21 protein-coding genes are annotated in these 22,635 nt (G+C 58.7%); 7 read left to right on the top strand and 14 right to left on the bottom strand.

What is annotated here, in order from left to right; genetic code table 11:
- Positions 1 to 57: 57 nt before the first annotated feature.
- The 7 genes from ACHPFG_RS05210 to rplM form a co-directional block, all read right to left on the bottom strand.
- Complete coding sequence (locus ACHPFG_RS05210) at positions 58 to 477, bottom strand: ClpXP protease specificity-enhancing factor (RefSeq protein ID WP_131698448.1); 420 nt, start codon at positions 475 to 477, stop codon at positions 58 to 60.
- A 17-nt stretch (positions 478 to 494) separates the two neighbouring features.
- Entirely contained in the window at positions 495 to 1,112 is a 618-nt protein-coding gene (locus ACHPFG_RS05205) for a glutathione S-transferase N-terminal domain-containing protein (RefSeq protein WP_027604841.1), read from the bottom strand.
- Between the two features lie 147 nt (positions 1,113 to 1,259).
- Positions 1,260 to 2,039: a cytochrome c1 gene (locus tag ACHPFG_RS05200; protein WP_027604842.1), complete on the bottom strand. Its 780-nt coding sequence runs from the start codon at positions 2,037 to 2,039 to the stop codon at positions 1,260 to 1,262.
- Positions 2,039 to 3,250: a cytochrome b gene (locus ACHPFG_RS05195; protein ID WP_003171746.1), complete on the bottom strand. Its 1,212-nt coding sequence runs from the start codon at positions 3,248 to 3,250 to the stop codon at positions 2,039 to 2,041. Before ACHPFG_RS05195 ends, ACHPFG_RS05200 begins: the two co-directional genes overlap by 1 nt.
- Positions 3,250 to 3,843 carry a ubiquinol-cytochrome c reductase iron-sulfur subunit gene (petA, locus tag ACHPFG_RS05190; RefSeq protein ID WP_027604843.1) on the bottom strand — a complete coding sequence of 198 codons (594 nt, stop codon included), beginning with the start codon at positions 3,841 to 3,843 and terminating at the stop codon, positions 3,250 to 3,252. Before petA ends, ACHPFG_RS05195 begins: the two co-directional genes overlap by 1 nt.
- 266 nt (positions 3,844 to 4,109) lie before the next feature.
- A complete protein-coding gene (rpsI, locus tag ACHPFG_RS05185) occupies positions 4,110 to 4,502 on the bottom strand; it encodes a 30S ribosomal protein S9 (RefSeq protein WP_003171743.1) in 393 nt (130 codons plus the stop codon).
- A gap of 14 nt (positions 4,503 to 4,516) precedes the next feature.
- Positions 4,517 to 4,945, bottom strand: a complete 429-nt coding sequence (gene rplM / locus ACHPFG_RS05180; protein ID WP_003171742.1) for a 50S ribosomal protein L13 — start codon at positions 4,943 to 4,945, stop codon at positions 4,517 to 4,519.
- A gap of 248 nt (positions 4,946 to 5,193) precedes the next feature.
- Here rplM and ACHPFG_RS05175 point away from each other — a divergent pair, with 248 nt between their 5' ends.
- Entirely contained in the window at positions 5,194 to 6,234 is a 1,041-nt protein-coding gene (locus ACHPFG_RS05175) for an NADP(H)-dependent aldo-keto reductase (protein ID WP_131698449.1), read from the top strand.
- A gap of 77 nt (positions 6,235 to 6,311) precedes the next feature.
- Here ACHPFG_RS05175 and ACHPFG_RS05170 read toward each other — a convergent pair whose 3' ends face one another.
- Complete coding sequence (locus ACHPFG_RS05170; RefSeq protein ID WP_131698450.1) at positions 6,312 to 7,448, bottom strand: acyl-CoA dehydrogenase family protein; 1,137 nt, start codon at positions 7,446 to 7,448, stop codon at positions 6,312 to 6,314.
- 220 nt (positions 7,449 to 7,668) lie between these two features.
- On the opposite strand from ACHPFG_RS05170, the gene ACHPFG_RS05165 reads away from it, so the two are divergent.
- The gene (locus tag ACHPFG_RS05165; RefSeq protein WP_178116718.1) at positions 7,669 to 8,589 is read left to right on the top strand and encodes a GlxA family transcriptional regulator; all 921 of its coding nucleotides are present in this window, start codon (positions 7,669 to 7,671) and stop codon (positions 8,587 to 8,589) included.
- A gap of 111 nt (positions 8,590 to 8,700) precedes the next feature.
- Here the strand turns inward: ACHPFG_RS05165 and zapE are convergent, their stop codons facing one another.
- The 3 genes from zapE to ACHPFG_RS05150 all read right to left on the bottom strand — a co-directional run bounded on the left by zapE (position 8,701) and on the right by ACHPFG_RS05150 (position 11,884).
- On the bottom strand, positions 8,701 to 9,795 hold the full coding sequence (zapE, locus tag ACHPFG_RS05160; protein ID WP_431701759.1) for a cell division protein ZapE: 1,095 nt from the start codon (positions 9,793 to 9,795) through the stop codon (positions 8,701 to 8,703).
- Between the two features lie 79 nt (positions 9,796 to 9,874).
- Entirely contained in the window at positions 9,875 to 11,230 is a 1,356-nt protein-coding gene (locus ACHPFG_RS05155) for a tryptophan--tRNA ligase (RefSeq protein ID WP_431701758.1), read from the bottom strand.
- A 24-nt stretch (positions 11,231 to 11,254) separates the two neighbouring features.
- Positions 11,255 to 11,884, bottom strand: coding sequence for an alpha/beta hydrolase (locus ACHPFG_RS05150; RefSeq protein ID WP_281113409.1), 630 nt, complete (start codon positions 11,882 to 11,884; stop codon positions 11,255 to 11,257).
- A 147-nt stretch (positions 11,885 to 12,031) separates the two neighbouring features.
- On the opposite strand from ACHPFG_RS05150, the gene ACHPFG_RS05145 reads away from it, so the two are divergent.
- Complete coding sequence (locus tag ACHPFG_RS05145; protein ID WP_003171734.1) at positions 12,032 to 12,469, top strand: YhcB family protein; 438 nt, start codon at positions 12,032 to 12,034, stop codon at positions 12,467 to 12,469.
- A 68-nt stretch (positions 12,470 to 12,537) separates the two neighbouring features.
- On the opposite strand, the gene ACHPFG_RS05140 is transcribed toward ACHPFG_RS05145, so the two are convergent.
- The 3 genes from ACHPFG_RS05140 to ACHPFG_RS05130 all read right to left on the bottom strand — a co-directional run bounded on the left by ACHPFG_RS05140 (position 12,538) and on the right by ACHPFG_RS05130 (position 16,178).
- Entirely contained in the window at positions 12,538 to 14,262 is a 1,725-nt protein-coding gene (locus ACHPFG_RS05140) for an ABC transporter ATP-binding protein/permease (protein WP_131698453.1), read from the bottom strand.
- A 100-nt stretch (positions 14,263 to 14,362) separates the two neighbouring features.
- On the bottom strand, positions 14,363 to 14,923 hold the full coding sequence (locus ACHPFG_RS05135) for a response regulator transcription factor (RefSeq protein WP_003171731.1): 561 nt from the start codon (positions 14,921 to 14,923) through the stop codon (positions 14,363 to 14,365).
- On the bottom strand, positions 14,916 to 16,178 hold the full coding sequence (locus ACHPFG_RS05130; RefSeq protein ID WP_090409478.1) for an ATP-binding protein: 1,263 nt from the start codon (positions 16,176 to 16,178) through the stop codon (positions 14,916 to 14,918). The genes ACHPFG_RS05135 and ACHPFG_RS05130 overlap by 8 nt, the downstream gene beginning before the upstream one ends.
- Positions 16,179 to 16,382: 204 nt before the next feature.
- Here ACHPFG_RS05130 and ACHPFG_RS05125 point away from each other — a divergent pair, with 204 nt between their 5' ends.
- The 4 genes from ACHPFG_RS05125 to ACHPFG_RS05110 all read left to right on the top strand — a co-directional run bounded on the left by ACHPFG_RS05125 (position 16,383) and on the right by ACHPFG_RS05110 (position 22,586).
- Entirely contained in the window at positions 16,383 to 17,096 is a 714-nt protein-coding gene (locus tag ACHPFG_RS05125; protein WP_145335359.1) for an SIMPL domain-containing protein, read from the top strand.
- A 92-nt stretch (positions 17,097 to 17,188) separates the two neighbouring features.
- On the top strand, positions 17,189 to 18,790 hold the full coding sequence (locus ACHPFG_RS05120; RefSeq protein ID WP_431701757.1) for an ABC transporter substrate-binding protein: 1,602 nt from the start codon (positions 17,189 to 17,191) through the stop codon (positions 18,788 to 18,790).
- 258 nt (positions 18,791 to 19,048) lie between these two features.
- Entirely contained in the window at positions 19,049 to 20,677 is a 1,629-nt protein-coding gene (locus ACHPFG_RS05115; RefSeq protein ID WP_431701756.1) for an ABC transporter substrate-binding protein, read from the top strand.
- A 355-nt stretch (positions 20,678 to 21,032) separates the two neighbouring features.
- A complete protein-coding gene (locus ACHPFG_RS05110; RefSeq protein ID WP_431703440.1) occupies positions 21,033 to 22,586 on the top strand; it encodes an ABC transporter substrate-binding protein in 1,554 nt (517 codons plus the stop codon).
- Positions 22,587 to 22,635 lie beyond the last annotated feature (49 nt).

Raw genomic sequence — 22,635 nt, 5'->3', positions numbered from 1 at the left:
AAAAAGCCCCGGCAGAGCCGAGGCATTTTTTAACGTAGGCCCGAAGACTTACGCACTTTACTTCACCACTTTCAGGCTCGGCCGACCGCTCGGACGCGGCGGCTCGGTCTCCGGTGGCGGCACATCATCGCCGTCTTCGTTTTCAATCGCTTCGTCGTCCTCGAAAGGCGACTCCAGATCGAACACCATGCCTTGGCCGTTCTCCCGGGCATAGATGCCGAGGATGGCGCCAATCGGCACGAACAGCGTATGCGGCACACCGCCGAAACGCCCTTCGAAGCTGACCGCTTCATTGTCCATGTGCAGGTGGCGCACGGCACTGGGTGATACGTTCAACACAATCTGCCCGTCACTGGCAAAACCCTGCGGTACCTGAACCGCAGGAAATTCGGAATTGACCAGCATGTGCGGGGTGCAATCGTTATCCACAATCCACTCATAGAGCGCGCGGACCAGGTAAGGTCGACTGGAGTTCATCAACGGCTCCTTAAGCCTTAGCGCATATCGCGTTCGACACCAGACAGACTCGCCTGGAAAGCCTCACGCGCGAACTGGCGCTCCATGTAATCAAGCAACGGCTTGGCCGGCCGTGGCAGTTCAATGCCCAGAATCGGCAAGCGCCAGAGTATGGGTAATAGGCAGCAATCCACCAAGCTTTGTTCCTCACTGAGGAAAAAAGGTTTATCGGCGAACAACGGCGAAACACCGGTCAGGCTCTCGCGCAATTCCTTGCGCGCCTGCACCCGAGCAGCTTCTTTGCTGCGGGTATCCAGAATCAAATCCACCAGCCCGCACCAATCTCGCTGGATCCGATGGATCAGCAGGCGGCTGTTGGCACGGGCCACCGGATACACCGGCAGCAAAGGCGGATGCGGGTAACGCTCATCCAGATATTCCATCACCACGGTTGACTCCCACAACGCCAGGTCACGATCGACCAGGGTGGGCAAGCTGCCGTAAGGGTTCACTTCGATCAGTTTCGGCGGATGACGACCCACCTCCACACTGATGATCTCGGCGCTGACACCCTTCTCTGCGAGTACGATGCGTACTCGGTGGGAATAGTGGTCGGCGGGGTCGGAGTAACAGGCCAACCGATTGGTCACGCCCATGGCGGTCCTCCTCGCTTGTTGAAATTATGGAAAGCTCAAAAACGAGCGCGCCCAGAAAGCATCTCTGCAGCCTCTGGAAGTCCAGATCGCTACGGGTTAGAGATGCCGCTGGGCGCGCAAGATTAACAGCAATTGCTTACGGTTGGATCAATGCACATCCTTCCAGTATTCGCGTTTAAGCAGATAAGCGAATACGAAGAAGAAAGCCAGGTACAGCAAGACATACGTCCCGATGCGCTGGTGTTGCAGTTTGACCGGGTTGGCCGAATAGGCCAGGAAGGTCACCAGATTCTTGACCTTCTCGTCAAACTGCTCGTCAGTCAACGAACCAGGGGTTTCTATCTTCAGTTGATCGCACGCTTCATGAGTCAAAGGCGTACCGGTCAACGGATCATATTGCTTCTTGCCGTCTTCGACGACCTGAACCTGCTTGCATCCTACCACTTGCTTGCCTTGCAGGCCGACCAGAACGTTAGGCATGCCGACGTTCGGGAACACACGGTTGTTCACGCCATAAGGGCGCGCCGGGTCCTCGTAGAAGGATTTCAGGTAGCCGTAGAGCCAGTCGGTGCCGCGTACACGTGCCACCAGAGTCAGGTCAGGAGGCGCTGCGCCGAACCAGGTCTTGGCGTCGGCAGGCTTCATGCCGATATTCATGTGGTCGCCGATCTTGGCACCGGTGAACACCAGCTTCTCCAGCATCATTTCATGGGGGATACCGAGGTCATCGGCCACCCGCTCGTAACGCTGGAACTTGGCGCTGTGGCAGCCCATGCAGTAGTTGGCGAACGTACGCGCGCCGTCTTGCATAGCCGCCTTGTCAGACACGTCGATATCGACTTTTTCCAGTTCCGGGCCGCCGTGCTCGGCAGCGAAGGACAGTAGCGGCAGCGCCGCAAGCATCAATGCAACGAATAATTTTTTCATCAGCCAGTCACCCTTTCCGGAACCGGTTTGGTCTTCTCGAGCCGGGTGTAGAACGGCATCAGAATGAAGTAGGCGAAGTACAGGAAGGTGCAGACCTGCGACAGCAGCGTACGCTCAGGGGTCGGCGCCAATACGCCCAACACGCCCAGAATCACGAATGCAATGCAGAACACCCACAGCCAGATTTTGCTCAGCCAGCCTTTGTAGCGCATGGACTTGACCGGGCTTCGGTCGAGCCACGGCAACACGAACAGCACCGCAATGGCCGCGCCCATGGCGATGACGCCCATGAGTTTGTCGGGGATCGCCCGCAAGATCGCGTAGAACGGCGTGAAGTACCAGACCGGGGCAATGTGCTCAGGTGTCTTGAAGGCGTTCGCCTGTTCGAAGTTAGGCTTCTCGAGGAAATAACCACCCATCTCCGGGAAAAAGAACACGATCGAGCAGAACACGAAGAGGAACACGACCACGCCGACAATATCTTTCACGGTGTAGTACGGGTGGAACGGGATGCCATCCAGCGGGATGCCGTTCTCGTCCTTGTGTTTCTTGATGTCCACGCCATCCGGGTTGTTGGAACCCACTTCGTGCAGCGCCAGGATGTGCAGCACCACCAGGCCCAGGATCACAATCGGCAGCGCTACGACGTGCAAAGCGAAGAAGCGGTTCAGGGTGATACCGGAGATCAGGTAGTCACCACGGATCCACTGGGTCAGGTCGTTGCCGATGACCGGAATGGCACCGAACAGCGAGATGATCACCTGGGCGCCCCAGTACGACATCTGGCCCCATGGCAGCAGGTAGCCCATGAAGGCTTCCGCCATCAGCGCCAGGTAGATCAGCATGCCGAACACCCACACCAGCTCCCGTGGCTTCTGGTACGAACCGTAGAGCAAACCACGGAACATGTGCAGGTAGACCACGATAAAGAACGCTGAAGCGCCGGTGGAGTGCAGCAGGCGCAGGATCGAGCCGTACTCGACGTCACGCATGATGTATTCGACGGAGGCAAACGCTTCTTCCGCCGACGGGGTGTAGCTCATCGTCAGCCAGACACCGGTGACGATCTGGTTAACCAGCACCAGCAGTGCCAGGGAACCAAAGAAGTAGAAGAAGTTGAAGTTTTTTGGCGCGTAATACTTGCTGAGATGGTCTTCCCACATTTTAGTGGCGGGGAAGCGTGCATCCACCCAATCCATGAACTTGCTCATCACGCGTTCTCCTTATCGAGGCCAATGACAATGAGGTCGTCAGTTTCGTAGGTATGCGGAGGCACGGGCAGGTTCAAGGGAGCGGGCTGGGACTTGTAGACGCGCCCCGCCAGATCGTAGTGGGAGCCGTGGCAGGGACAGAAATAACCACCGACCCAGTCTTTACCCAGATCGACCGGGGCGACTTCAGGGCGGAAGGTGGGCGAGCATCCCAAGTGGGTACACAGGCCAACCAGCAGCAGAATCTCTGGCTTGATCGAACGTGCTTCATTTTTGGCGTAGGCGGGTTGGTCGGATTTCTCAGATTTGGGGTCAGACAACTGGCCTTCGATCTTTTTCAGATTTCCCAGGATTTCCTCAGTACGACGAACAATGAATACCGGCTGGCCGCGCCACTCAGCAATCATCTGCTGGCCTGGTTCGATCTTGCTGATATTCACCTTCACCGGTGCACCTGCGGCTTTCGCCTTGGCACTGGGAAACCATGACCCCACGAACGGGACCGCAGCCCCCACCGCTCCTGCAGCACCCACCACGGATGTGGCTGCTACTAAGAAGCGACGCCGGCCTGCATTCACGCCGTCATTGCTCATTCAGTCCTCTCCCATCAGCTTTTTGGCCTGTTAAATCAGGCGTCTACTAAGTATTAAATCTGAACTTATAAAAATTTTGCCGAATGGTAATGAAAAGCCCCACGTATGACAAGGGAATTGCCCGGGGCTCCGCCTCCAAGCCTTGTAGTATAGGGGGTCTACGGATGTGGCAAGTTGTCACGGTGAAAAATGTGCATAAATCGCAGGCAATAAAAAACGCCCAGCTCCGTAAGGAGGCTGGGCGTTTTTGTGGAACGTAAAGCGAATTAACGCTTCGAGTACTGCGGACGCTTACGCGCTTTACGCAGACCGACTTTCTTACGTTCAACTTCACGGGCATCACGAGTCACGAAGCCAGCTTTGCGCAGAGCGCCACGCAGGGTTTCGTCGTACTGCATCAGAGCGCGAGTGATACCGTGGCGGATTGCGCCAGCTTGACCACTTACACCGCCACCGATAACGGTGACGTAGATGTCGAACTTTTCAACAGTCTCGGTCAATTCCAGCGGCTGACGAACTACCATGCGGGCAGTTTCGCGACCGAAGAAGTTGTCCAGAGTGCGGTTGTTGATCGAGATGTTACCAGTGCCCGGACGCAGGAAAACGCGTGCGGTTGCGGTTTTGCGACGGCCAGTGCCGTAATTTTGAGTCGCCGACATAATGAACTATTCCGTTAAAACTTCAGTTCTTGGGGCTGCTGAGCAGCATGAGGGTGTACAGCGCCCGCATAGACTTTCAGCTTGCGAAACATATCGCGACCCAGTGGGCCCTTCGGCAGCATGCCTTTGACCGCGATTTCGATCGGGGCTTCAGGCTTCTTGGAGATCAGGCCTTCAAAGTTGGAAGACTTGATACCGCCTGGGAAACCGGAGTGACGGTAGTACATTTTGTCTTGCGCTTTGTTGCCGGTAACACGTACCTGCTCAGCGTTGATGATCACGATGTAGTCACCGGTGTCAACGTGAGGGGTGTACTCAGGCTTGTGCTTGCCACGCAGACGGCTGGCGACTTCAGTGGCCAGACGACCCAGGGTCTGACCAGCGGCGTCGACGACAAACCAGTCGCGCTGAACTGTTTCCGGTTTTGCAGTAAAAGTTGTCATTCTTTAATAGCCTCAGGGGCCGCCCTGTAAATTAGACGGCGGATCTTACTGAATAGTGCTTACTTTGACAAGTCAAAGGCAGCCGGATACAGACGCTATCGGGGGCTCGGGTCGGCGCGTCCGTTCAACGGCAAGATTCTTCGGCAGGCGGCGCATCACTTCCACTGCAGAAAGAGGTGGGCAATTATGCAGATTGCGAAAAAAAATTCAACCTGCTTTTATGATTGTTTTCCCTGAAGGAGTACCCGATGGATTATCGACAGCTGGGCCGTACGGATCTGAACGTGAGCGCGATAGCCCTGGGCACCATGACGTGGGGTGAGCAGAACAGCGAGGCAGAGGCCTTCGCGCAGATCGAACGGGCCAAGGCGGCGGGGATTAACGTCCTCGACACCGCAGAAATGTACCCGGTGCCGCCCAAGGCCGACACCTATGCCACCACCGAGCGTTACATCGGTAATTACTTCAAAAGCCGCGGTGACCGTGCCGATTGGATCCTCGCCAGCAAGATCGCCGGCCCCGGCAACACCATCGACTACATCCGCGACGGCCACCTGCGCCACAACCGCAAGCACATCGTCGAAGCCCTGGACGCCAGCCTCAAGCGCCTGCAAACCGACTGGATCGACCTCTACCAGCTGCACTGGCCGGAGCGCAGCACCAACTTCTTCGGTCAATTGAGCTACAAGCACAAGGACGAAGACGACCTGACCCCGCTGGAGGAAACCCTCGAAGCGCTGGATGAGCAGGTGAAGGCTGGCAAGATCCGCCACATTGGCCTGTCCAATGAAACCCCGTGGGGCGCCATGAAGTTCCTGGCCCTGGCCGAAGCCCGCGGCTGGACCCGCGCGGTATCGATCCAGAACCCCTACAACCTGCTCAACCGCAGCTTTGAGGTTGGCCTGGCGGAAATCGCCATTCGTGAGCAGTGTGGCCTGCTGGCTTACTCGCCCCTGGCATTCGGCATGCTCAGCGGCAAGTACGAAGGTGGCGCACGCCCGGCCAAGGCGCGCCTGACGGAGTACAGCCGTTTCAGCCGCTACTTCAACCCGCAGTCGGAGGCGGCGTGCAGCCGTTATGTGGCACTGGCGCGGGAGCATGGCCTGGATCCTGCGCAGATGGCATTGGCGTTTGTGACACAACAGCCGTTCGTGACCAGCAACATTATTGGCGCAACGTCGCTGGAGCAACTGGACAGCAACATCGCCAGTGCTGATCTGAAGCTGTCGAAGGAAGTACTGGAAGGGATTGAGGCGATTCAGAAGGATCATCCGAATCCGGCGCCTTGATCGATCTGTAGACCGCTATCGGGGGCAAGTCGAATCGTCGCACCGCCCCGATAGGGCCCTCACAAACAACACAGCACTCAAAGCGCCCGCGCAATGATCTCCTTCATGATCTCGTTGGTACCCGCATAAATCCGCTGCACCCGCGCATCCGCCCACGCCCGTGCAATCGGGTACTCCCACATGAACCCGTAGCCGCCGTGCAACTGCACGCACTCATCGAGCACCTTACATTGCAGGTCCGTGGCCCAGTACTTGGCCATCGCGGCAGTGGGCACATCCAGCTTGCCTTCCAGGTGCAACGCCATGCATTTGTCGACGAACACGCGGCCGATCTGAATCTCAGTGGCCATCTCCGCCAACTTGAACCGGGTGTTCTGAAAGTCGGCAATCGCCTTGCCGAACGCCTTGCGCTCACGGGTGTATTCCAGGGTCCACTGCAGCGCCGCCTCGGCAGACGACAGCGCGCCAATCGCGACAGTCAAACGCTCCTGCGGCAATTCCTGCATCAAATAGGCGAAGCCCATGCCAGCCTGGCCCAGCAGGTTTTCCTTGGGCACCCGCACGTCCTGGAAGAACAGCTCCGAGGTGTCCTGGGCCTTCATGCCGACCTTCTCCAGGCGCTTGCCCTTGGCGAAGCCGGGCGTATCGGCGTCCACCAGAAACAGACTGGTGCCCTTGGCACCCGCCTTGGGATCGGTCTTGGCGACCACGATCACCAACTCAGCCAGATAACCGTTGGTGATAAAGGTCTTGGAGCCATTGATCACGTACTCATCACCGTCCAGCACGGCGGTGGTCTTGACCCCTTGCAAGTCGGACCCGGCACCCGGCTCGGTCATGGCGATGGCCGTGACCCTCTCACCGGAGATCAACTTGGGCAGGTACTTGTGCTTCAGCGCCTCACTGCCGTAATGCAGGATGTAGGGCGCGACAATGTCCGAATGCAGGGAAAAGCCGATGCCGGTCAGGCCCAGGCGGCTGATCTCCTCGATCACTACCGCGCTGTAGAGAAAGTCCGCGCCCAGCCCGCCGTATTCCTCCGGCAGATGGGAACACAACATCCCCGCCTCCCCCGCCTTGCTCCACAGGTTACGGTCGATGTAGCCCTGCTTCTCCCATTGCCCGTGAAACGGTGCAGCGTCTTTTTCAAGAAAGGTGCGCACGCTCTGGCGGAAGAGTTCGTGCTCCGGGCTGAACAAGGTTCTCGGAATCATGGGTCACCTGCGTGGATTGTCGGACAAGGACGAGCCCACAGAGCCTATGCCCCGACGGCGTCACAGGACACTGGACACATGCGACAAAAAATAAGACGATCCAGCCGTCTGGTGACCACTTTCCCCTATAAGAATAAATGAAATTATGTCTAACCAAATCTCCACGCCGTTGCGGCGCGTCAGCATTTTGGCCATTGATCGGGTATTCGCTTCTACCCTCATGCAAGCCAAGGATTTCTTCCATCTCGCCAGCCTGCGTTATGGCAAACAGCAAGGCCTGGGCCTGACCCCAGCGTTCGAAACACGCCTGGTGAGCCCCGACGGAAAATCGGTGCGCAGCTTCAGTGATGTGATCATGCCGGTGGACGGCGGCCTGGAAGACGCCGACATCATCGTGCTACCGGCCTTCTGGGATGACTTCGATGCCCTGTGTGTGCGCTACCCGCAAGTGCTGCCGTGGCTGCGCGAACAACACGCCCGCGGCGCGGTACTCTGCGGCGAAGCCACCGGGGTGTTCTGGCTGGCCGAAGCAGGCCTGCTCGATGGCAAGGAGGCGACCACCTACTGGCGTTTCTTCAACGCCTTCAGCGAACGCTTCCCCAAGGTCCAGCTCAATCAGGACAAACACCTCACCGACGCCGACAACCTGTATTGCGCCGGCGGTACCACCTCGGCGTGCGACCTGTATATCTACCTGATCGAACGCTTCTGCGGCGCCAACATCGCCCAGGCCGTGGCCCGCGACATCCTCTACGAAGTGCAGCGCAGCTATTCACCCGGACGCATCGGTTTTGGCGGCCAGAAGCTGCACCAGGATGTGATCATCCTGCAGATCCAGCACTGGCTCGAAGAGCATTTCGCCGACAAATTCCGCTTCGAAGACGTTGCCCGGGAACACGGCATGAGCATCCGCAATTTCATGCGCCGCTTCCAGACCGCCACCGGCGACAAGCCGCTGCATTACCTGCAACGACTGCGTATCGAGACGGCCAAGGGCCTGCTCTCGGGCAGCCGCAAGAGCATCAAGACCATCAGTTATGAGGTGGGTTACGACGATGCGAGTTTCTTTGCGCGGTTGTTCAGGCAGCACACGGAGCTGTCACCGAACCAATATCGGCAACAGTTCCAACAAGCCGCGTAAGCAAATGTGGGAGGTGGCTTGCTCCCGATAGCGGTGGATCAGTCAGTGCATCTGTTACTGAAAGACCGCTATCGGGGGCAAGCCCCCTCCCACATTTGACCTACATCGCTCTTAAGGCTTGTGCCCGCGCGACAGGAACTCGTGGGACTGCATTTCCAGCAAGCGGCTCAATGTCCGCTGGAATTCAAAGTTCAAGCGCCCGCCGGTATACAGATCCTTGAGTTCGACTTCCGCCGAGATGATCAACTTGACGTTACGGTCGTAGAACTCGTCGACCATGTTGATAAACCGTCGTGCGATGTCGTCGGTGGTGACGCTCATCTGCTCCACGCCGCTGAGGATCACCGCGTGGAAGATCTTGCCCAGTTCGATGTAGTCGTTCTGGCTGCGCGGGCCGTCGCACAACTGGCGGAATTCGAACCAGGCCACGTCATCGCAGGTACGCAGGGCGATGATCTCGCGGTTCTCGATCATCAGCTTGTCGTTTTCCACCGCCTGGGTGCATTCCGGCGTGAGGGCGCGGAAGCTTTTGCGCAGGCTTTCGTGCGCCGCTTCGTTCAGCGGGAAGTGGAACAACTCCGCTTGCTCGAGGTGACGCAGACGGTAGTCGACGCCGCTGTCGACGTTGACGATCTCGGTGTTCTGCTTGATCAGCGCGATGGCCGGCAGGAAGCGAGCGCGCTGCAGGCCGTCCTTGTACAGGCCGTCGGGCACGATGTTCGAGGTGGCGACCAGGGTCACGCCGTTCTTGAACAGCTCTTCCATCAGGGTGCCGAGGATCATGGCATCGGTGATGTCGGAGACGAAAAATTCATCGAAGCAGATGACCCGCGCTTCATCGGAGAAACGCTTGGCGATGATGGTCAGCGGGTTTTTCTCACCCGGCAGGGTCTTCATTTCTTCGTGCACGCGCTTCATGAAGCGGTGGAAGTGGGTGCGGACCTTTTCCTTGAACGGCAGCGCTTCAAAGAACGTATCGACCAGGTAGGTCTTGCCGCGGCCGACACCGCCCCAGAAGTACAGGCCTTTGACCGGGGCGTGGTCTTTCTTGCCGAACAGCTTGCTGAGCATCCCCGGCTTGTTCTGCGAGGCCGCGATCAGGTCGTCGTACAGGCGCTGCAAATGACGCACCGCATTTTCCTGAGCCGCGTCATGGAAGAACTCAGGGCGTTTCAGATCAGCTTGATATCGTTCTAGGGGCGTCATAATTTCGTTAGCAAGGCAACAAAAACGGGCCGTCACTGTAACGACGGCCCTGGATAATGGCAATCAACCCTTGGTCGGGTTAATCCTCGATTGGGGTCAACGCAGTGCGCAAGGCTTCGATGGCGGCATCACGCGATGCGCCGTCGACGAACTCGGCGCTGTCGGCCACTGCAGCACCGTCCAGCCAGACGCTGAAGCTCAGGGCTTCGGGGCGTACGTCCAGCGCAGCGCCACTTTGCAGTTGCTTAGTGACTGCGCCGGCCGCTTTACCATCGGCAAAGTTGCGCGACAGCAGCAATTGCTCGCCATCGGCGGCCAACAGGCGGAAACGGAAGCTGCCGTCATCTTCACGGAAGCTCACGAAACGCGCGGCCTTGGCGGCCTTCTTCTTGGTGGCGACCGGCGCTGCAGCCTGCTCGACGAACGAACGCAGGCCCACCGCTTCACGCAACTCGGCCAGGAATGGCGCGGCTACGGCACGGGCTTTCCTGGCGCCGACCTGCAACAGGTCTTCCATGTCCGACGGGCGCGACATCAACTGGTGGTAACGCTCGCGCGCTTCGCCCAGTTGGCTGTCCAGCAGTTGGAACAGACGATTCTTCGCCTCGCCCCAACCCAGGCCTTGCAGCAGCTCGCCGCGGAACTCTTCTTCCTGGGCCTTGCTGGCAAACGCCTGGTAGAGGGTGAACAGGTGCGAGTTGTCGGGGTCCTTGGCTTCGCCGGGCGCGCGGGAGTCGGTGACAATCCGCGAGATAGCGTCCTTCATGTCCTTGGCGCTGGTGAACAACGGGATGGTGTTGTCGTAGCTCTTGGACATCTTGCGGCCATCCAGGCCCGGCAAGGTGGCAACGCTTTCTTCGATCAGCGCCTCGGGCATGGTGAAGAATTCTTTACCGTTGCCGAACAGGTGGTTGAAGCGCTGGCCGATGTCGCGGGCCATTTCCACGTGCTGGATCTGGTCGCGGCCCACCGGCACCTTGTGCGCGTTGAACATCAGGATGTCCGCCGCCATCAGCACGGGGTAGCTGTACAGGCCCATGGTGATGCCCGCATCCGGGTCTTCGCCGGTTTCCACGTTCTTGTCCACCGAGGCCTTGTAGGCATGGGCGCGGTTGAGCAGGCCCTTGGCCGCCACACAGGTCAGCAGCCAGGTCAGCTCGGGGATTTCCGGGATGTCGGACTGGCGATAAAAGGTCACCCGGTTCACATCCAGACCACCGGCCAGCCAGGTCGCGGCAATTTCCATACGCGAACGCTGGATGCGCTGCGGGTCATCGCATTTGATCAGGGCGTGGTAGTCGGCCAGAAAGTAGAAGGAGTCAGCATTGGCGTCCTGGCTGGCAAGGATCGCCGGGCGGATCGCACCAGCGTAGTTGCCCAGGTGCGGCGTGCCGGTGGTGGTGATGCCGGTGAGGATACGGGTACGAGTCGTCATGGGTAATCGCTTATCAGACTGCTATCAATTCGAGAGGCGCGGCAGCACCAGATCCTTGAGATCGGTGAGCTTGCCATGAAAAAAGTGCCCGCATTCTGCCACTTTCAGCAGCTCATGGGGGCGTTTCAAGGCGGCAGACCAGTCGTAGACCAATTGCGGATCGACCACTTCGTCGGTTTCCGGTTGGATCAAGGTCAATGGGCAGGTCAGGGGCAGCACGTCGTTATTGCTCAGACGCATCACGGCGGCGGCGACCATAAACAGGTGCGCGAGCTTTTCGCCTTTGGCTTCCAGGCGGCCGCCGAGGCTTGCCGCCACGTAGCCACCAAAGGAAAAACCGAGCAGGGTGAGCGGCAGGTCGGGGTGTTTTTCACGCAGCCAGGTAACAGCCGCTTCGGCATCGTCCACTTCACCGGTGCTCATGTCGTGGGTGCCGGCACTCGCGCCGACGCCACGGTAATTGAAACGCAAAGTAATCAACCCGGCATCGCGAGCTGTGCGTTGCAGGGTCGAAACGACTTTATTGAGCATGGTCCCGCCCTGCACCGGATTAGGGTGGCAGATCAGCGCCAGGCCACGTGGCTCGGGGTGATCCAGGTACAGGGCTTCCAATTGGCCTACCGGGCCATCGATCAAAACGGGGGTTTCACGCATGAGCAAGGAATGAACTCCGTGACCTCTCAAAGGGTCGACTCGTCTAGCTAAAAGTCTGTGCATGGCATCATTGCGAGCTTAATCGCGGTATACAGCGCAGGTTTGAGCCGTTAACGTAAAGCAAAGCCGTTTATAGAGGAAGGACTCGTGGAACACTCGCTCTTAGTTTGGTTGTTGCCGACTCTCGCCTTGGTTGCCGGTGTCGCCATTGGATTCCTGGTTGCCCGCCTGCTGCCGAATGCCGCGCCTAACCGCACGCAGCGTCAGTTGGATGACATTCAGGAACGTTTTGACAGTTATCAGAACGAGGTTGTTACCCACTTCAACAGCACCGCGACCCTGGTCAAGAAACTCACCCAGAGCTACCAGGAAGTACAGGATCACCTCGCCGATGGCGCAAACCGCCTGGCCCTCGACGACATCACCCGTCAACGCCTGCTGGCCGCGCTGCATTCCGATGCACCGCAAACTCCACGGGAACGCCTGACCCCACCCCGGGAAAACCAGGAGCCGCCACGGGACTACGCGCCAAAAACGCCAAACGCCCCGGGCATGCTGGATGAGCATTACGGCTTGAAGAAGTAAGTCATTTTCAAGCGATAAAAAGCCCGGCTGATCGATGATCAGCCGGGCTTTTTATTGGGCCTCACTCTTCAGGACATGGTTTGTTCCTGCAACCAACCGCCCTCGATCCGCACATGCCGCCCATGGAAGCGCTTGAGGCTGCTGCGATGCCCGACGCTGACAATGCTCAACCCTGGCAGCTCATCGATCAACGCTTGATACAGCGTCGCCTCATCCTCTTCATCCATGGCCGAGGTGGCCTCGTCCATGTACAGCCACTGCGGCGCGAACAACAAGGCACGGGCAAAGGCCAGGCGCTGTTGCTCACCCGGCGAGAGCATGCGTTGCCAATGGTTGGCTTCATCCAGACGCCCCACCAGGTGCGGCAGGCGACAGGTTTCCAGCACCTGTGCATAACGCTCTGCCGAATAGACGCTGTCGTCCTGTGGATAACTCAACACCGCCTTGAGTGTGCCGATCGGCAGATAGGGCTTCTGCGGCAGGAACAGGTAACGCCTGGCCGGCAGGCGAATGCTGCCGTGACCAGCAGGCCAGAGATGGCCCATAGCGCGCAGCAAGGTACTTTTGCCGCTGCCGGAGCGGCCGCTGAGCATGACGCGCTGACCCGGCTCAACGATCATGTTGGCGTCGGTCAGCAAGTGGCGACCATCCACCAGGCTCAAGCCTAGCCCTTGCACCACAAGACGCTCGCCCTCTGCGCTGACGTCGATGGTGGCTGGACGCTGCTCGTTTTCACTCATAGCCTGCTGAAAACTCAGCAGACGGTCGCTGGTCGCGCGCCAGCCGGCCAAGTCAGCGTACGCACTGATAAACCAGCTGAAGTTGCCCTGCACGTTGCCGAACGCCGAGTTGATTTGCATCAGCTCGCCCAGTTCGATCTTGCCGGAAAAGTAGCGCGGTGCAGCCACGATAAACGCAAAGACGATCGCAATCTGTTCATAGCCGGCAGTGAAGAACGTCAGGCGCTTGGACACTTTCATGATGTCCCAGTAGTTATGCCAGACCTTCCCGAACCGCGCACTCAAACGCTGATTCTCATTGGGCTCGCCGTTGTACAGGGCGATGCTCTCGGCATTCTCCCGCACCCGCACCATGGAGAAACGCAAGTCCGCTTCGAAGCGTTGTTGCTGGTTGCTCAAACCGATCAAACGACGACCGATCAGATGGGTCAGCCAACTGCCGACACCGGCATAGACCAAAGCACACCAGAACATGTAGCCCGGGATGGTGATACCGAACACTTCAATACTGCCCGACACGCCCCACAGGATGATGGAGAACGACACCAGGCTGACCACATTGCGCAGTAGCCCAAGGCCAAGACTCAGCGTGTTCAGGGTAAAGCTATTGAGGTCTTCGGAAATTCGCTGGTCCGGGTTATCGGTGTAGCCGCCCTGCTCCAGCTGGTAGTAGTTCTTGTTGCCAAGCCAGCGGGCGAAGTGTTTTTCGGTCAGCCATGCGCGCCAGCGAATGGTCAGCATCTGCGTGAGGTAGAGACGGTAGACCGCGCCGAGAATCGCCACCGTGGCGATACCGCAGAAATAAACGATCTGCTGCCAGAAGGCGGCGGTGTCCTTCTTTTCCAGAGCGTTATAGAAATCCTTGTACCAGTGGTTAAGCCACACGGAAATGGCCACGCTGAACAGCGACAGGCCGATCACGACTGCGAGCAACAACCAGGCCTTGCCCTTCTCTTCACTGCGCCAATAGGGCGTGATCATCGCCCACGTTCGGCGAAAAAACTGCCCACGCACCGCGTCGTTGACCGCGGAATACTCAGCGTTCTGATTCATCGTTCAGGCTCGATAGGAGGGTGGTGACAGGCGTTTGAACCGATCATAGATGATCGGTTCAGGGCTCCGTGCGGCCTGAAGCGGGTTGTTCAGCTTAGGTTCAGCGGCGTACCGGACGCTTCTGCAGCTTGCGTTGCAGGGTGCGCCGGTGCATGCCCAGGGCGCGGGCAGTGGCAGAGATATTGCCTTCGTGTTCGGTGAGGACGCGCTGGATGTGTTCCCACTGCAGGCGGTCCACCGACATCGGGTTTTCAGGCACCAGGGTGTCGAGGTCGGCGTGCTCGGACAGCAATGCGGCCAGCACGTCATCGGCATCCGCCGGCTTGCACAGGTAATTGCAGGCACCGCGCTTGATGGCTTCGACGGCCGTGGCGATGCTGGAGTAACCGGTGAGGATCACCACGCGCATTTCCGGGTCGAGCTCCAGCAGTTTGGGCAACAGCACCAGGCCGGAGTCGCCGTCCATTTTCAGGTCGAGCGCGGCGTAATCCGGCAAGTCGGCCTGGGCGATGGTCAGGCCTTCTTCGGCGGAGCCTGCGGTGCTCACGCGAAAACCGCGACGGCTCATGGCGCGCGCCATCACGCGGGTAAACGTGGCGTCATCATCTACCAGCAACAGATGCGGCAGTTCTTCGCCTTCGACTTGGATCTCGTCACTCATCGATATCTCCTCGTGCGACACGGGGCAGGCGCAGCTCGGTGAGCGTGCCGCCTTCCTCATGACTATAGAGCTTCACTGAGCCGCCCGCGCGGGTCACGCTGGCCTTGCTCAAAAACAGGCCCAGGCCGAAGCCTTTGCCCTTGGTGGTAAAGAAAGGTTTGCCGATCTGCTCGGCAATGGCCAGCGGCACGCCTGCGCCGTGATCGCGGATGCTGATCGTCAGGTCATCCACATCCCAGTCCAGCCGGACTTCCAGGCCTTCGGGGCAGGCGTCGGCGGCGTTGTTCAGCAAGTTAAGCAAGGCTTGGGTCAGGTCCGGCGGTGGCGCCAGGCGCGGCACAGTGCCCTGCCCCAGCAGATGGAAACGGTAGCTGGCTTCGGGGCGCATCAAATGCCAGCGGTTCAGGGCTTCATCGAGCCACTGGGTCACGTCCTGCATATCGACCGCCAGGCGGCGATTGGCTTCAGCCGCGCGTACCAGTTGCTGCAAGGTTTGCTTGCATTGCTTGACCTGTTCGCGCAGCACGCCGAGATCCTCTTGCAGCGCCGGGTCGTGGTGGTCCTGGGTCATTTCGTTGAGCAGCACGCTCATGGTCGCCAACGGCGTGCCCAATTCGTGAGCCGCGCCAGCGGCCTGGGTGGCGACGGCGAGCAGTTGCTGGTCACGCAGGCCTTCTTCGCGGCGAATGGCGCGCAGTTCTTCCTGGCGGCGCAGCTCTTCGGCCATGCGCGCGGCAAAGAAGGTGATCACGGCGGCAGACAGGGCAAAGCTCAGCCACATCCCGTAGATCTGCAGGTTTTCGCGGGCGATGGGGAACGTTTGCAACGGATAGAACCGCGCCAGCAGCAGGGTGTACAGGGTCAGGGCGATGCCCGACAGCACCACCGAGTAGCGCCACGGCAAGGTCACCGCAGCGATGGTCAGTGGCACCAGGTAATAAGAAACGAACGGGTTGGTGGAACCGCCGGAGAAATACAGCAACACACTGTGGATAAACAGGTCGCAGGCCAATTGCAGGGCGTATTCCAGCTCGGTCACCGGCCATGTGGTGCGCAACCGAATGGCGGTAAATACACACAGCACGATGGAGAAACCCAGGGTCACGCCCAATTGCAGCCACGGCAGCGGCAGCAGGTCGAACCAATAGGCAAGCCCGACCGAACCGGCCTGTGCGGCCAGTACCAGGGTACGGATGAACGTCAGGCGCCAGAGGTTCTGGCGGGTGGCGGAAGTCAGTTTTACGGCGGCGAGCATGAGCTCTCCCGATGAGCGCTGCAGGCGGATCGGCAGGAGTATAAACGAAGCAGGCACGCTGGCATGGCGCGTGTGGCTCTTTGCCGCAGGCCGAGCGAACGACCGCTCGTCGGCGTCCGCACGATGTGTAGCGAATATGTAAACCCGAAGAACCCGATACCACCGTCTACAGTCATACCGATACGAACACCCTAAGGAGCTTCCATGTCTCGTTTCACTCGCAGTGCAGTTGTTCTCACCCTCAGTGCCAGCGCCCTGGCCAGCCTTCCGGCACTGGCCGCCGATGCACTGAATTACAACCAGATATCCCTGCGCGCCGAGGTCAGCCAGGAAGTGGCCCGCGACAAGATGATCGTCACCCTCTACACCGAGTCCCAGAACCCCGACCCGGCCAAGCTCGCCGCCGAAATCACCACCACCATGAACAAGGCCCTGGGCCAGGCGCGCGAAGTGCAAGGCGTGACCTTGCGCCAGGGAAGCCGTAACAGCTACCCGATCTACGACAACAAGAACCAGAAGATCACCGGCTGGCGCGAGCGCGCCGAACTGCGCCTGGAAAGCGCGGACTTCCCGGCGCTGTCCAAACTCACCGGCGAGTTGCTCAATACCCTGAAAATGGAAAACATGGACTTCGCCATCGCCGACACCACGCGCAAGACCAGCGAAGACGCCCTGCTCAAGGACGCGGTTGCCGCCTTTAAAGCACGCGCGCAACTGGCCACCGATGCGTTAGGCGGCAAGGGCTACAAGATCGTCAACCTGAACTTCAACACCAATGGCTACCCACAACCTTATGCCCGTGGCGGAATGATGATGAAGGCAGCCATGATGGATTCAGCACCGACGCCGGAAGTGGAGGCAGGTACCAGCCAGGTCAGCATGAGCGCCGATGGGGTGATCGAAGTGCAGATGCCGTAACCCCTACCCGACAAACCTTAACGGCGGTAACCTCGGTGACCGCCGTTTTCGTTTGGGCAGCTTTTATATGCCTGCCACTTTTAGGGGTCTCCATGGAAAGAACCACCTTCAAACCACTCCTCTTTACCGCCGGCCTGCTGGCCTTTATGCCGATGGCCCACGCAGCCAGCACCCTGGTCTACTGCTCCGAAGCCAGCCCCGCCGGTTTCGACCCCAGCCAGTACACCAGCGGCACCGACTTCGATGCGTCCGCCGAAACCGTGTTCAACCGCTTGACCCAGTTCAAGCGTGGCGGCACCGAAGTGGAACCAGGCCTGGCCACCCGCTGGGAGGTGTCCAAAGACGGCCTGACCTACACCTTCCACCTGCGCGATGGCGTCAAGTTCCACACCACTGACTTCTTCAAACCCACCCGCGATTTCAACGCGGATGACGTGCTGTTTACCTTCAATCGCCTGCTGGATGCCGAGAGCCCGTTCCGCAAGGCCTACCCTTCCGAATCGCCGTACTTCACCGACATGGGCCTGAACACCACGATCAAGAGCGTCGACAAACTCGACGAGCACACCGTGCGTTTTAACCTGAACAACGTCGATGCCTCGTTCGCGCAGAACCTGGCCATGAGTTTCGCCTCCGTGCAATCGGCCGAGTACGCCGCCCAGCTATTGAAGGAAGGCAAGGCCGAAGACATCAACCAGAAACCGGTGGGCACCGGGCCGTTCGTGTTCAAGCGTTACCAGAAGGACTCGCAGATCCGCTACGTGGCGAATAAACAGTATTGGAAACCCGAGGATGTGAAGCTCGACAACCTGGTGTTCGCCATCACCCCGGACGCCGCCTCGCGCCTGCAAAAGCTCAAGGCCGGCGAATGCCAGGTCAGCGGCTACCCGCGCCCGTCGGACATCGACGTGATGAAGCAGGACCCCAACCTGCGCGTGCTGCAGCAAGCCGGTTTCAACCTGGGCTTTCTGGCCTATAACGTGACCCATCCACCGCTGGATCAACTCAAGGTCCGCCAGGCCCTGGACATGGCCATCGACAAGCCGGCGATCATCAAGGCCGTGTACCAGAGCGCCGGACAATTGGCGCAGAACGCACTGCCACCGGCGCAGTGGTCTTATGACCCGTCCATCAAGGATGCCCCGCACGATCCGACCAAGGCCCGCGCGCTACTAAAAGAAGCAGGGGTTGCACCAGGTACCACCATCAACCTGTGGGCGATGACTGTCCAACGCGCCTCCAATCCGAATGCACGCATGTCGGCACAAATGATCCAGCAGGATTGGGAAAAAATCGGCATCAAGGCCAATATCGTCAGCTATGAGTGGGGCGAATACATCAAGCGCGCCAAAAATGGCGAGCACGATGCGATGATTTATGGCTGGACCGGCGACAACGGCGACCCGGATAACTGGCTCGGCGTGCTCTACAGTTGTGCCGCGGTCAAGGGCAGCAATTACGCCAAATGGTGTAACCCGGCCTACGACAAACTGGTGCAGCAGGCTAAGGTCAGCAGCGACCGCGAGCAACGCATCAAGTGGTATCAACAGGCACAAAAAATTCTTAAGGAACAAGTACCTATAACGCCCATTGCCAACTCGACGGTTTTCCAACCCCTGCGCAAGGAAGTGAAGGACTTCAAGATCAGCCCGTTTGGGCTGACACCGTTCTACGGCGTGAGTCTAGATAAGTAACAGCAACGCCCCAACCGAGTGCGCCATACGCCTCGGTTGCCCCTTTCCGGTGCTCCTTCTGCACCGAAAAAAACCTATAAATATGCTCAAATATGTCAAAACTTTCATAATTGCGACATTCCTGTACGTTCGTACCACTCTTTCCACCTCGCGACGGTTCAGCATCTTGCAATGGGTATGGCGCCTGCATAAGTATCCGCAGGCCGACTCACGAGGTCGCCCTCACCACCAAAAATGACAACAAATCATGAGGCCAACATGCTTAAACACGCAGTCCTTCCGTTATTAGTGAGCGCTGGCCTGATGGCCGCGGTCCCTTTCGCCCAAGCGGCGACTAACCTGGTGTTTTGCTCCGAAGGGAGCCCGGCCGGTTTCGATCCAGGCCAGTACACCACCGGAACAGACTTCGATGCTTCGGCCGAAACCATGTTCAACCGTCTGAGCCAGTTCGAACGAGGCGGCACCGCCGTTGTTCCTGGCCTGGCCACCAGCTGGGACGTGTCCCCGGATGGCCTGACCTACACCTTCCACCTGCGCGAAGGCGTCAAGTTCCATACCACCCCGTACTTCAAGCCGACTCGTGAGTTCTCGGCTGACGACGTACTGTTCACCTTCAACCGGATGATCAATAAAGACGATCCATTCCGTAAGGCTTACCCCACTGAGTTCCCGTACTTCACGGACATGGGGATGGACACCAACATCAAGAACATCGAGAAGGTCGATGCCCACACCGTCAAGTTCACCCTTGGCACCGTGGACGCCGCTTTCATCCAGAACCTGGCAATGAGCTTCGCTTCCATCCAGTCGGCTGAATACGCAGCCCAACTGCTGAAGGAAGGCAAACCTGCGGACATCAACCAGAAGCCGGTCGGGACTGGCCCGTTCGTATTCAAGAGCTACCAGAAAGACTCCAACATTCGCTACACCGGCAATAAGGACTACTGGAAACCTGAAGACGTGAAGATCGATAACCTGATCTTCGCCATCACCACCGATCCGTCGGTGCGTATCCAGAAGCTGAAGAAAAACGAGTGCCAGATCACCCTGTTCCCACGTCCGGCCGACCTCAAGGCGCTGGGCGAAGACAAGGACCTGAAACTGCCGCACCAGGCCGGTTTCAACCTGGGCTATGTCGCCTACAACGTCATGGACAAGATCAAGGGCAGCGACCAGCCAAATCCACTGGCTGACCTGCGCGTACGCCAGGCGCTGGACATGTCGGTGAACAAGCAGCAGATCATCGACTCCGTCTACCAGGGCGCAGGTCAACTGGCGGTCAACGCCATGCCGCCAACCCAATGGTCCTACGACACCACCATCAAGGATGCCAAGTACGATCCCGAGAAAGCCAAGGCGCTGCTCAAGGAAGCGGGTGTCAAGGAAGGTACCGAGATCGTTCTGTGGGCGATGCCGGTTCAGCGTCCGTACAACCCGAACGCCAAGCTGATGGCTGAAATGCTGCAAAACGACTGGTCCAAGATCGGCCTGAAGGTCAAGATCACCAGCTACGAGTGGGGCGAGTACATCAAGCGCTCCAAAGGCGGCGAGAACCAGGCCATGATCATTGGCTGGAGCGGCGACAACGGTGACCCGGACAACTGGCTGAACGTGCTGTTCGGCTGCGACTCGCTGGCCGGCAACAACTTCTCCAAGTGGTGCGACAAGAAATTCGACGGCGTCGTGAAAGAAGCCAAGGCTACGTCGGACGTCGCCAAACGCACCGAGCTGTATAAGCAGGCGCAACATATCCTCAAAGATGCAGTCCCGATGACACCTATCGCGCACTCGACGGTGTATCAACCCATGCGCAACACCGTACAGGACTTCAAGATCAGCCCGTTTGGCCTGAACTCCTTCTATGGCGTGAGCGTAAGCGGCAAGTAAGGACCAATGACGGCGACGTTTCATAACGTCGCCGTCATTGCATCCGCCTGGACCGTAGGAAATAGACCACGCTCGCAATCGCCGCTTCCTACAGCTGCGAACTGCGACAAACAGCTCTTTTGCCTACAAGGTCAGTCCGATTTGGCGCATTTACTGCGAAGTCCGCGACCCATACCGTCGTAGGACAGCAGAGGCTCCAACCTGGAAAAGGCACTTGCTGTGTGTGGGATCAGTAATGTCTCCCTGGCCGTACGCCAGGGTGATTGCTTGCTGATGACAACTACAAACAAGGATCGGGATCGTCATGCGCCATACCACCGTTCTATCCGCAATCTTTGGCTCCAGCCTGCTGGCTATGGCCACGATGGGCCACGCCGCCGACAAAAAGAGCCTGGTGTTCTGCTCCGAAGGCAGCCCCGCGGGCTTTGACACCGCGCAGTACACCACCGCCACCGATAACGATGTGGCCGAGCCGCTGTACAACCGCCTGGTTGAGTTTGAAAAGGGCGCGACCAACGTCGTACCTGGACTGGCGACCAAGTGGGATATTTCCGAAGACGGCCTGACCTACACCTTTCACCTGCGTGAAGGGGTGAAATTCCACAGCAACAAGGAATTCAAGCCGACGCGGGACTTCAACGCCGACGACGTGCTGTTCACCTTCAACCGCATGCTTGACCCCGACCACCCATTTCGCAAGGCCTACCCCACCGAGTTTCCGTATTTCAACGGGATGAGCCTGAACAAGAACATCGCCAAGGTCGAAAAAACCGACCCGCATACCGTGGTGATGACGCTCAACTCGGTCGACGCTGCGTTCGTGCAGAACATCGCCATGAGCTTTGCCGCCATCCTGTCGGCCGAATACGCCGAGCAGTTGCTCAAGGAAGGCAAGCCCAGCGACATCAACCAGAAGCCGATCGGCACTGGCCCCTTTGTCTTCCAGCGCTACCAGAAAGACTCGCAGATCCGCTATGTGGGTAACAAACAGTACTGGGACCCGAGCAAGGTCAAGCTGGACCAGCTGATTTTTGCCATCAACACCGACGCCTCGGTGCGCGTGCAAAAGCTCAAGGCCGGCGAATGCCAGGTCACCCTGCATCCCCGCCCGGCCGACGTCGACGCGCTCAAGGCCGACCCGAACCTGCAACTGCTGACCAAGCCGGGTTTCAACTTGGGCTACATCGCCTACAACGTGCGCCACAAGCCATTCGACCAGCTCGAAGTGCGCCAGGCGCTGGACATGGCGGTGAACAAGCAGAGCATCCTCAACGCCGTGTACCAGGGCGCGGGGCAGTTGGCAGTCAATGCCATGCCGCCAACGCAATGGTCCTACGACGACACCATCAAGGACGCCGCCTACAACCCGGAAAAAGCCAAGGAACTGCTCAAGGCCGCAGGCGTGAAGGAAGGTACCGAGATCACCCTGTGGGCGATGCCGGTGCAACGGCCGTACAACCCCAACGCCAAGCTGATGGCCGAGATGCTGCAAAGCGACTGGGCCAAGATCGGACTGAAGGTCAAGATCGTCAGCTACGAGTGGGGCGAATACATCAAGCGCACCAAGAACGGTGAGCACGATGTCAGCCTGATCGGCTGGACCGGCGACAACGGTGACCCGGACAACTGGCTGGGCACCCTCTACAGCTGCGACGCCATCGGTGGGAACAACTACTCCATGTGGTGTGACCCGGCGTACGACAAGCTGATCAAGCAAGCCAAGGTCGTCACCGACCGAGAACAAAGGACTGTTCTGTACAAACAGGCGCAGCAACTGCTCAAGCAGCAGGTGCCGATCACGCCCGTAGCCCACTCGACGGTCAATCAGCCGTTAAGCGTCAAAGTCGAAGGATTCAAAGTAAGCCCCTTCGGCCGCAACGTGTTCTCGGGCGTCAGTATTACCCCATAAGAAAATAACCGGATTGCAGGGAGCGAAGTTGGCTCTCTCGCAAACGTGC

This window comes from Pseudomonas sp. BR20 (genome assembly GCF_050780135.1).
In the GTDB taxonomy this organism is placed as follows: Bacteria; Pseudomonadota; Gammaproteobacteria; order Pseudomonadales; family Pseudomonadaceae; genus Aquipseudomonas.
The sequence above is the reverse complement of the archived record's forward strand: the minus strand, read 5'-3'. Positions and strand labels throughout refer to the sequence as shown.

Coding starts and splice junctions, on each gene's coding strand:
- zapE (WP_431701759.1), bottom strand. CDS start 9,795: ATGACGCCCCTAGAACGATATCAAGCTGATCTGAAACGCCCTGAGTTC.
- ACHPFG_RS05125 (WP_145335359.1), top strand. CDS start 16,383: ATGTCTCGTTTCACTCGCAGTGCAGTTGTTCTCACCCTCAGTGCCAGC.
- ACHPFG_RS05135 (WP_003171731.1), bottom strand. CDS start 14,923: ATGAGTGACGAGATCCAAGTCGAAGGCGAAGAACTGCCGCATCTGTTG.
- ACHPFG_RS05175 (WP_131698449.1), top strand. CDS start 5,194: ATGGATTATCGACAGCTGGGCCGTACGGATCTGAACGTGAGCGCGATA.
- ACHPFG_RS05110 (WP_431703440.1), top strand. CDS start 21,033: ATGGCCACGATGGGCCACGCCGCCGACAAAAAGAGCCTGGTGTTCTGC.
- ACHPFG_RS05195 (WP_003171746.1), bottom strand. CDS start 3,250: ATGAGCAAGTTCATGGATTGGGTGGATGCACGCTTCCCCGCCACTAAA.
- ACHPFG_RS05130 (WP_090409478.1), bottom strand. CDS start 16,178: ATGCTCGCCGCCGTAAAACTGACTTCCGCCACCCGCCAGAACCTCTGG.
- petA (WP_027604843.1), bottom strand. CDS start 3,843: ATGAGCAATGACGGCGTGAATGCAGGCCGGCGTCGCTTCTTAGTAGCA.
- ACHPFG_RS05170 (WP_131698450.1), bottom strand. CDS start 7,448: ATGATTCCGAGAACCTTGTTCAGCCCGGAGCACGAACTCTTCCGCCAG.
- ACHPFG_RS05155 (WP_431701758.1), bottom strand. CDS start 11,230: ATGACGACTCGTACCCGTATCCTCACCGGCATCACCACCACCGGCACG.
- ACHPFG_RS05115 (WP_431701756.1), top strand. CDS start 19,049: ATGCTTAAACACGCAGTCCTTCCGTTATTAGTGAGCGCTGGCCTGATG.
- ACHPFG_RS05150 (WP_281113409.1), bottom strand. CDS start 11,884: ATGCGTGAAACCCCCGTTTTGATCGATGGCCCGGTAGGCCAATTGGAA.
- rplM (WP_003171742.1), bottom strand. CDS start 4,945: ATGACAACTTTTACTGCAAAACCGGAAACAGTTCAGCGCGACTGGTTT.
- ACHPFG_RS05140 (WP_131698453.1), bottom strand. CDS start 14,262: ATGAATCAGAACGCTGAGTATTCCGCGGTCAACGACGCGGTGCGTGGG.
- ACHPFG_RS05165 (WP_178116718.1), top strand. CDS start 7,669: ATGCAAGCCAAGGATTTCTTCCATCTCGCCAGCCTGCGTTATGGCAAA.
- ACHPFG_RS05200 (WP_027604842.1), bottom strand. CDS start 2,039: ATGAAAAAATTATTCGTTGCATTGATGCTTGCGGCGCTGCCGCTACTG.
- ACHPFG_RS05120 (WP_431701757.1), top strand. CDS start 17,189: ATGGAAAGAACCACCTTCAAACCACTCCTCTTTACCGCCGGCCTGCTG.
- ACHPFG_RS05210 (WP_131698448.1), bottom strand. CDS start 477: ATGAACTCCAGTCGACCTTACCTGGTCCGCGCGCTCTATGAGTGGATT.
- ACHPFG_RS05205 (WP_027604841.1), bottom strand. CDS start 1,112: ATGGGCGTGACCAATCGGTTGGCCTGTTACTCCGACCCCGCCGACCAC.
- rpsI (WP_003171743.1), bottom strand. CDS start 4,502: ATGTCGGCGACTCAAAATTACGGCACTGGCCGTCGCAAAACCGCAACC.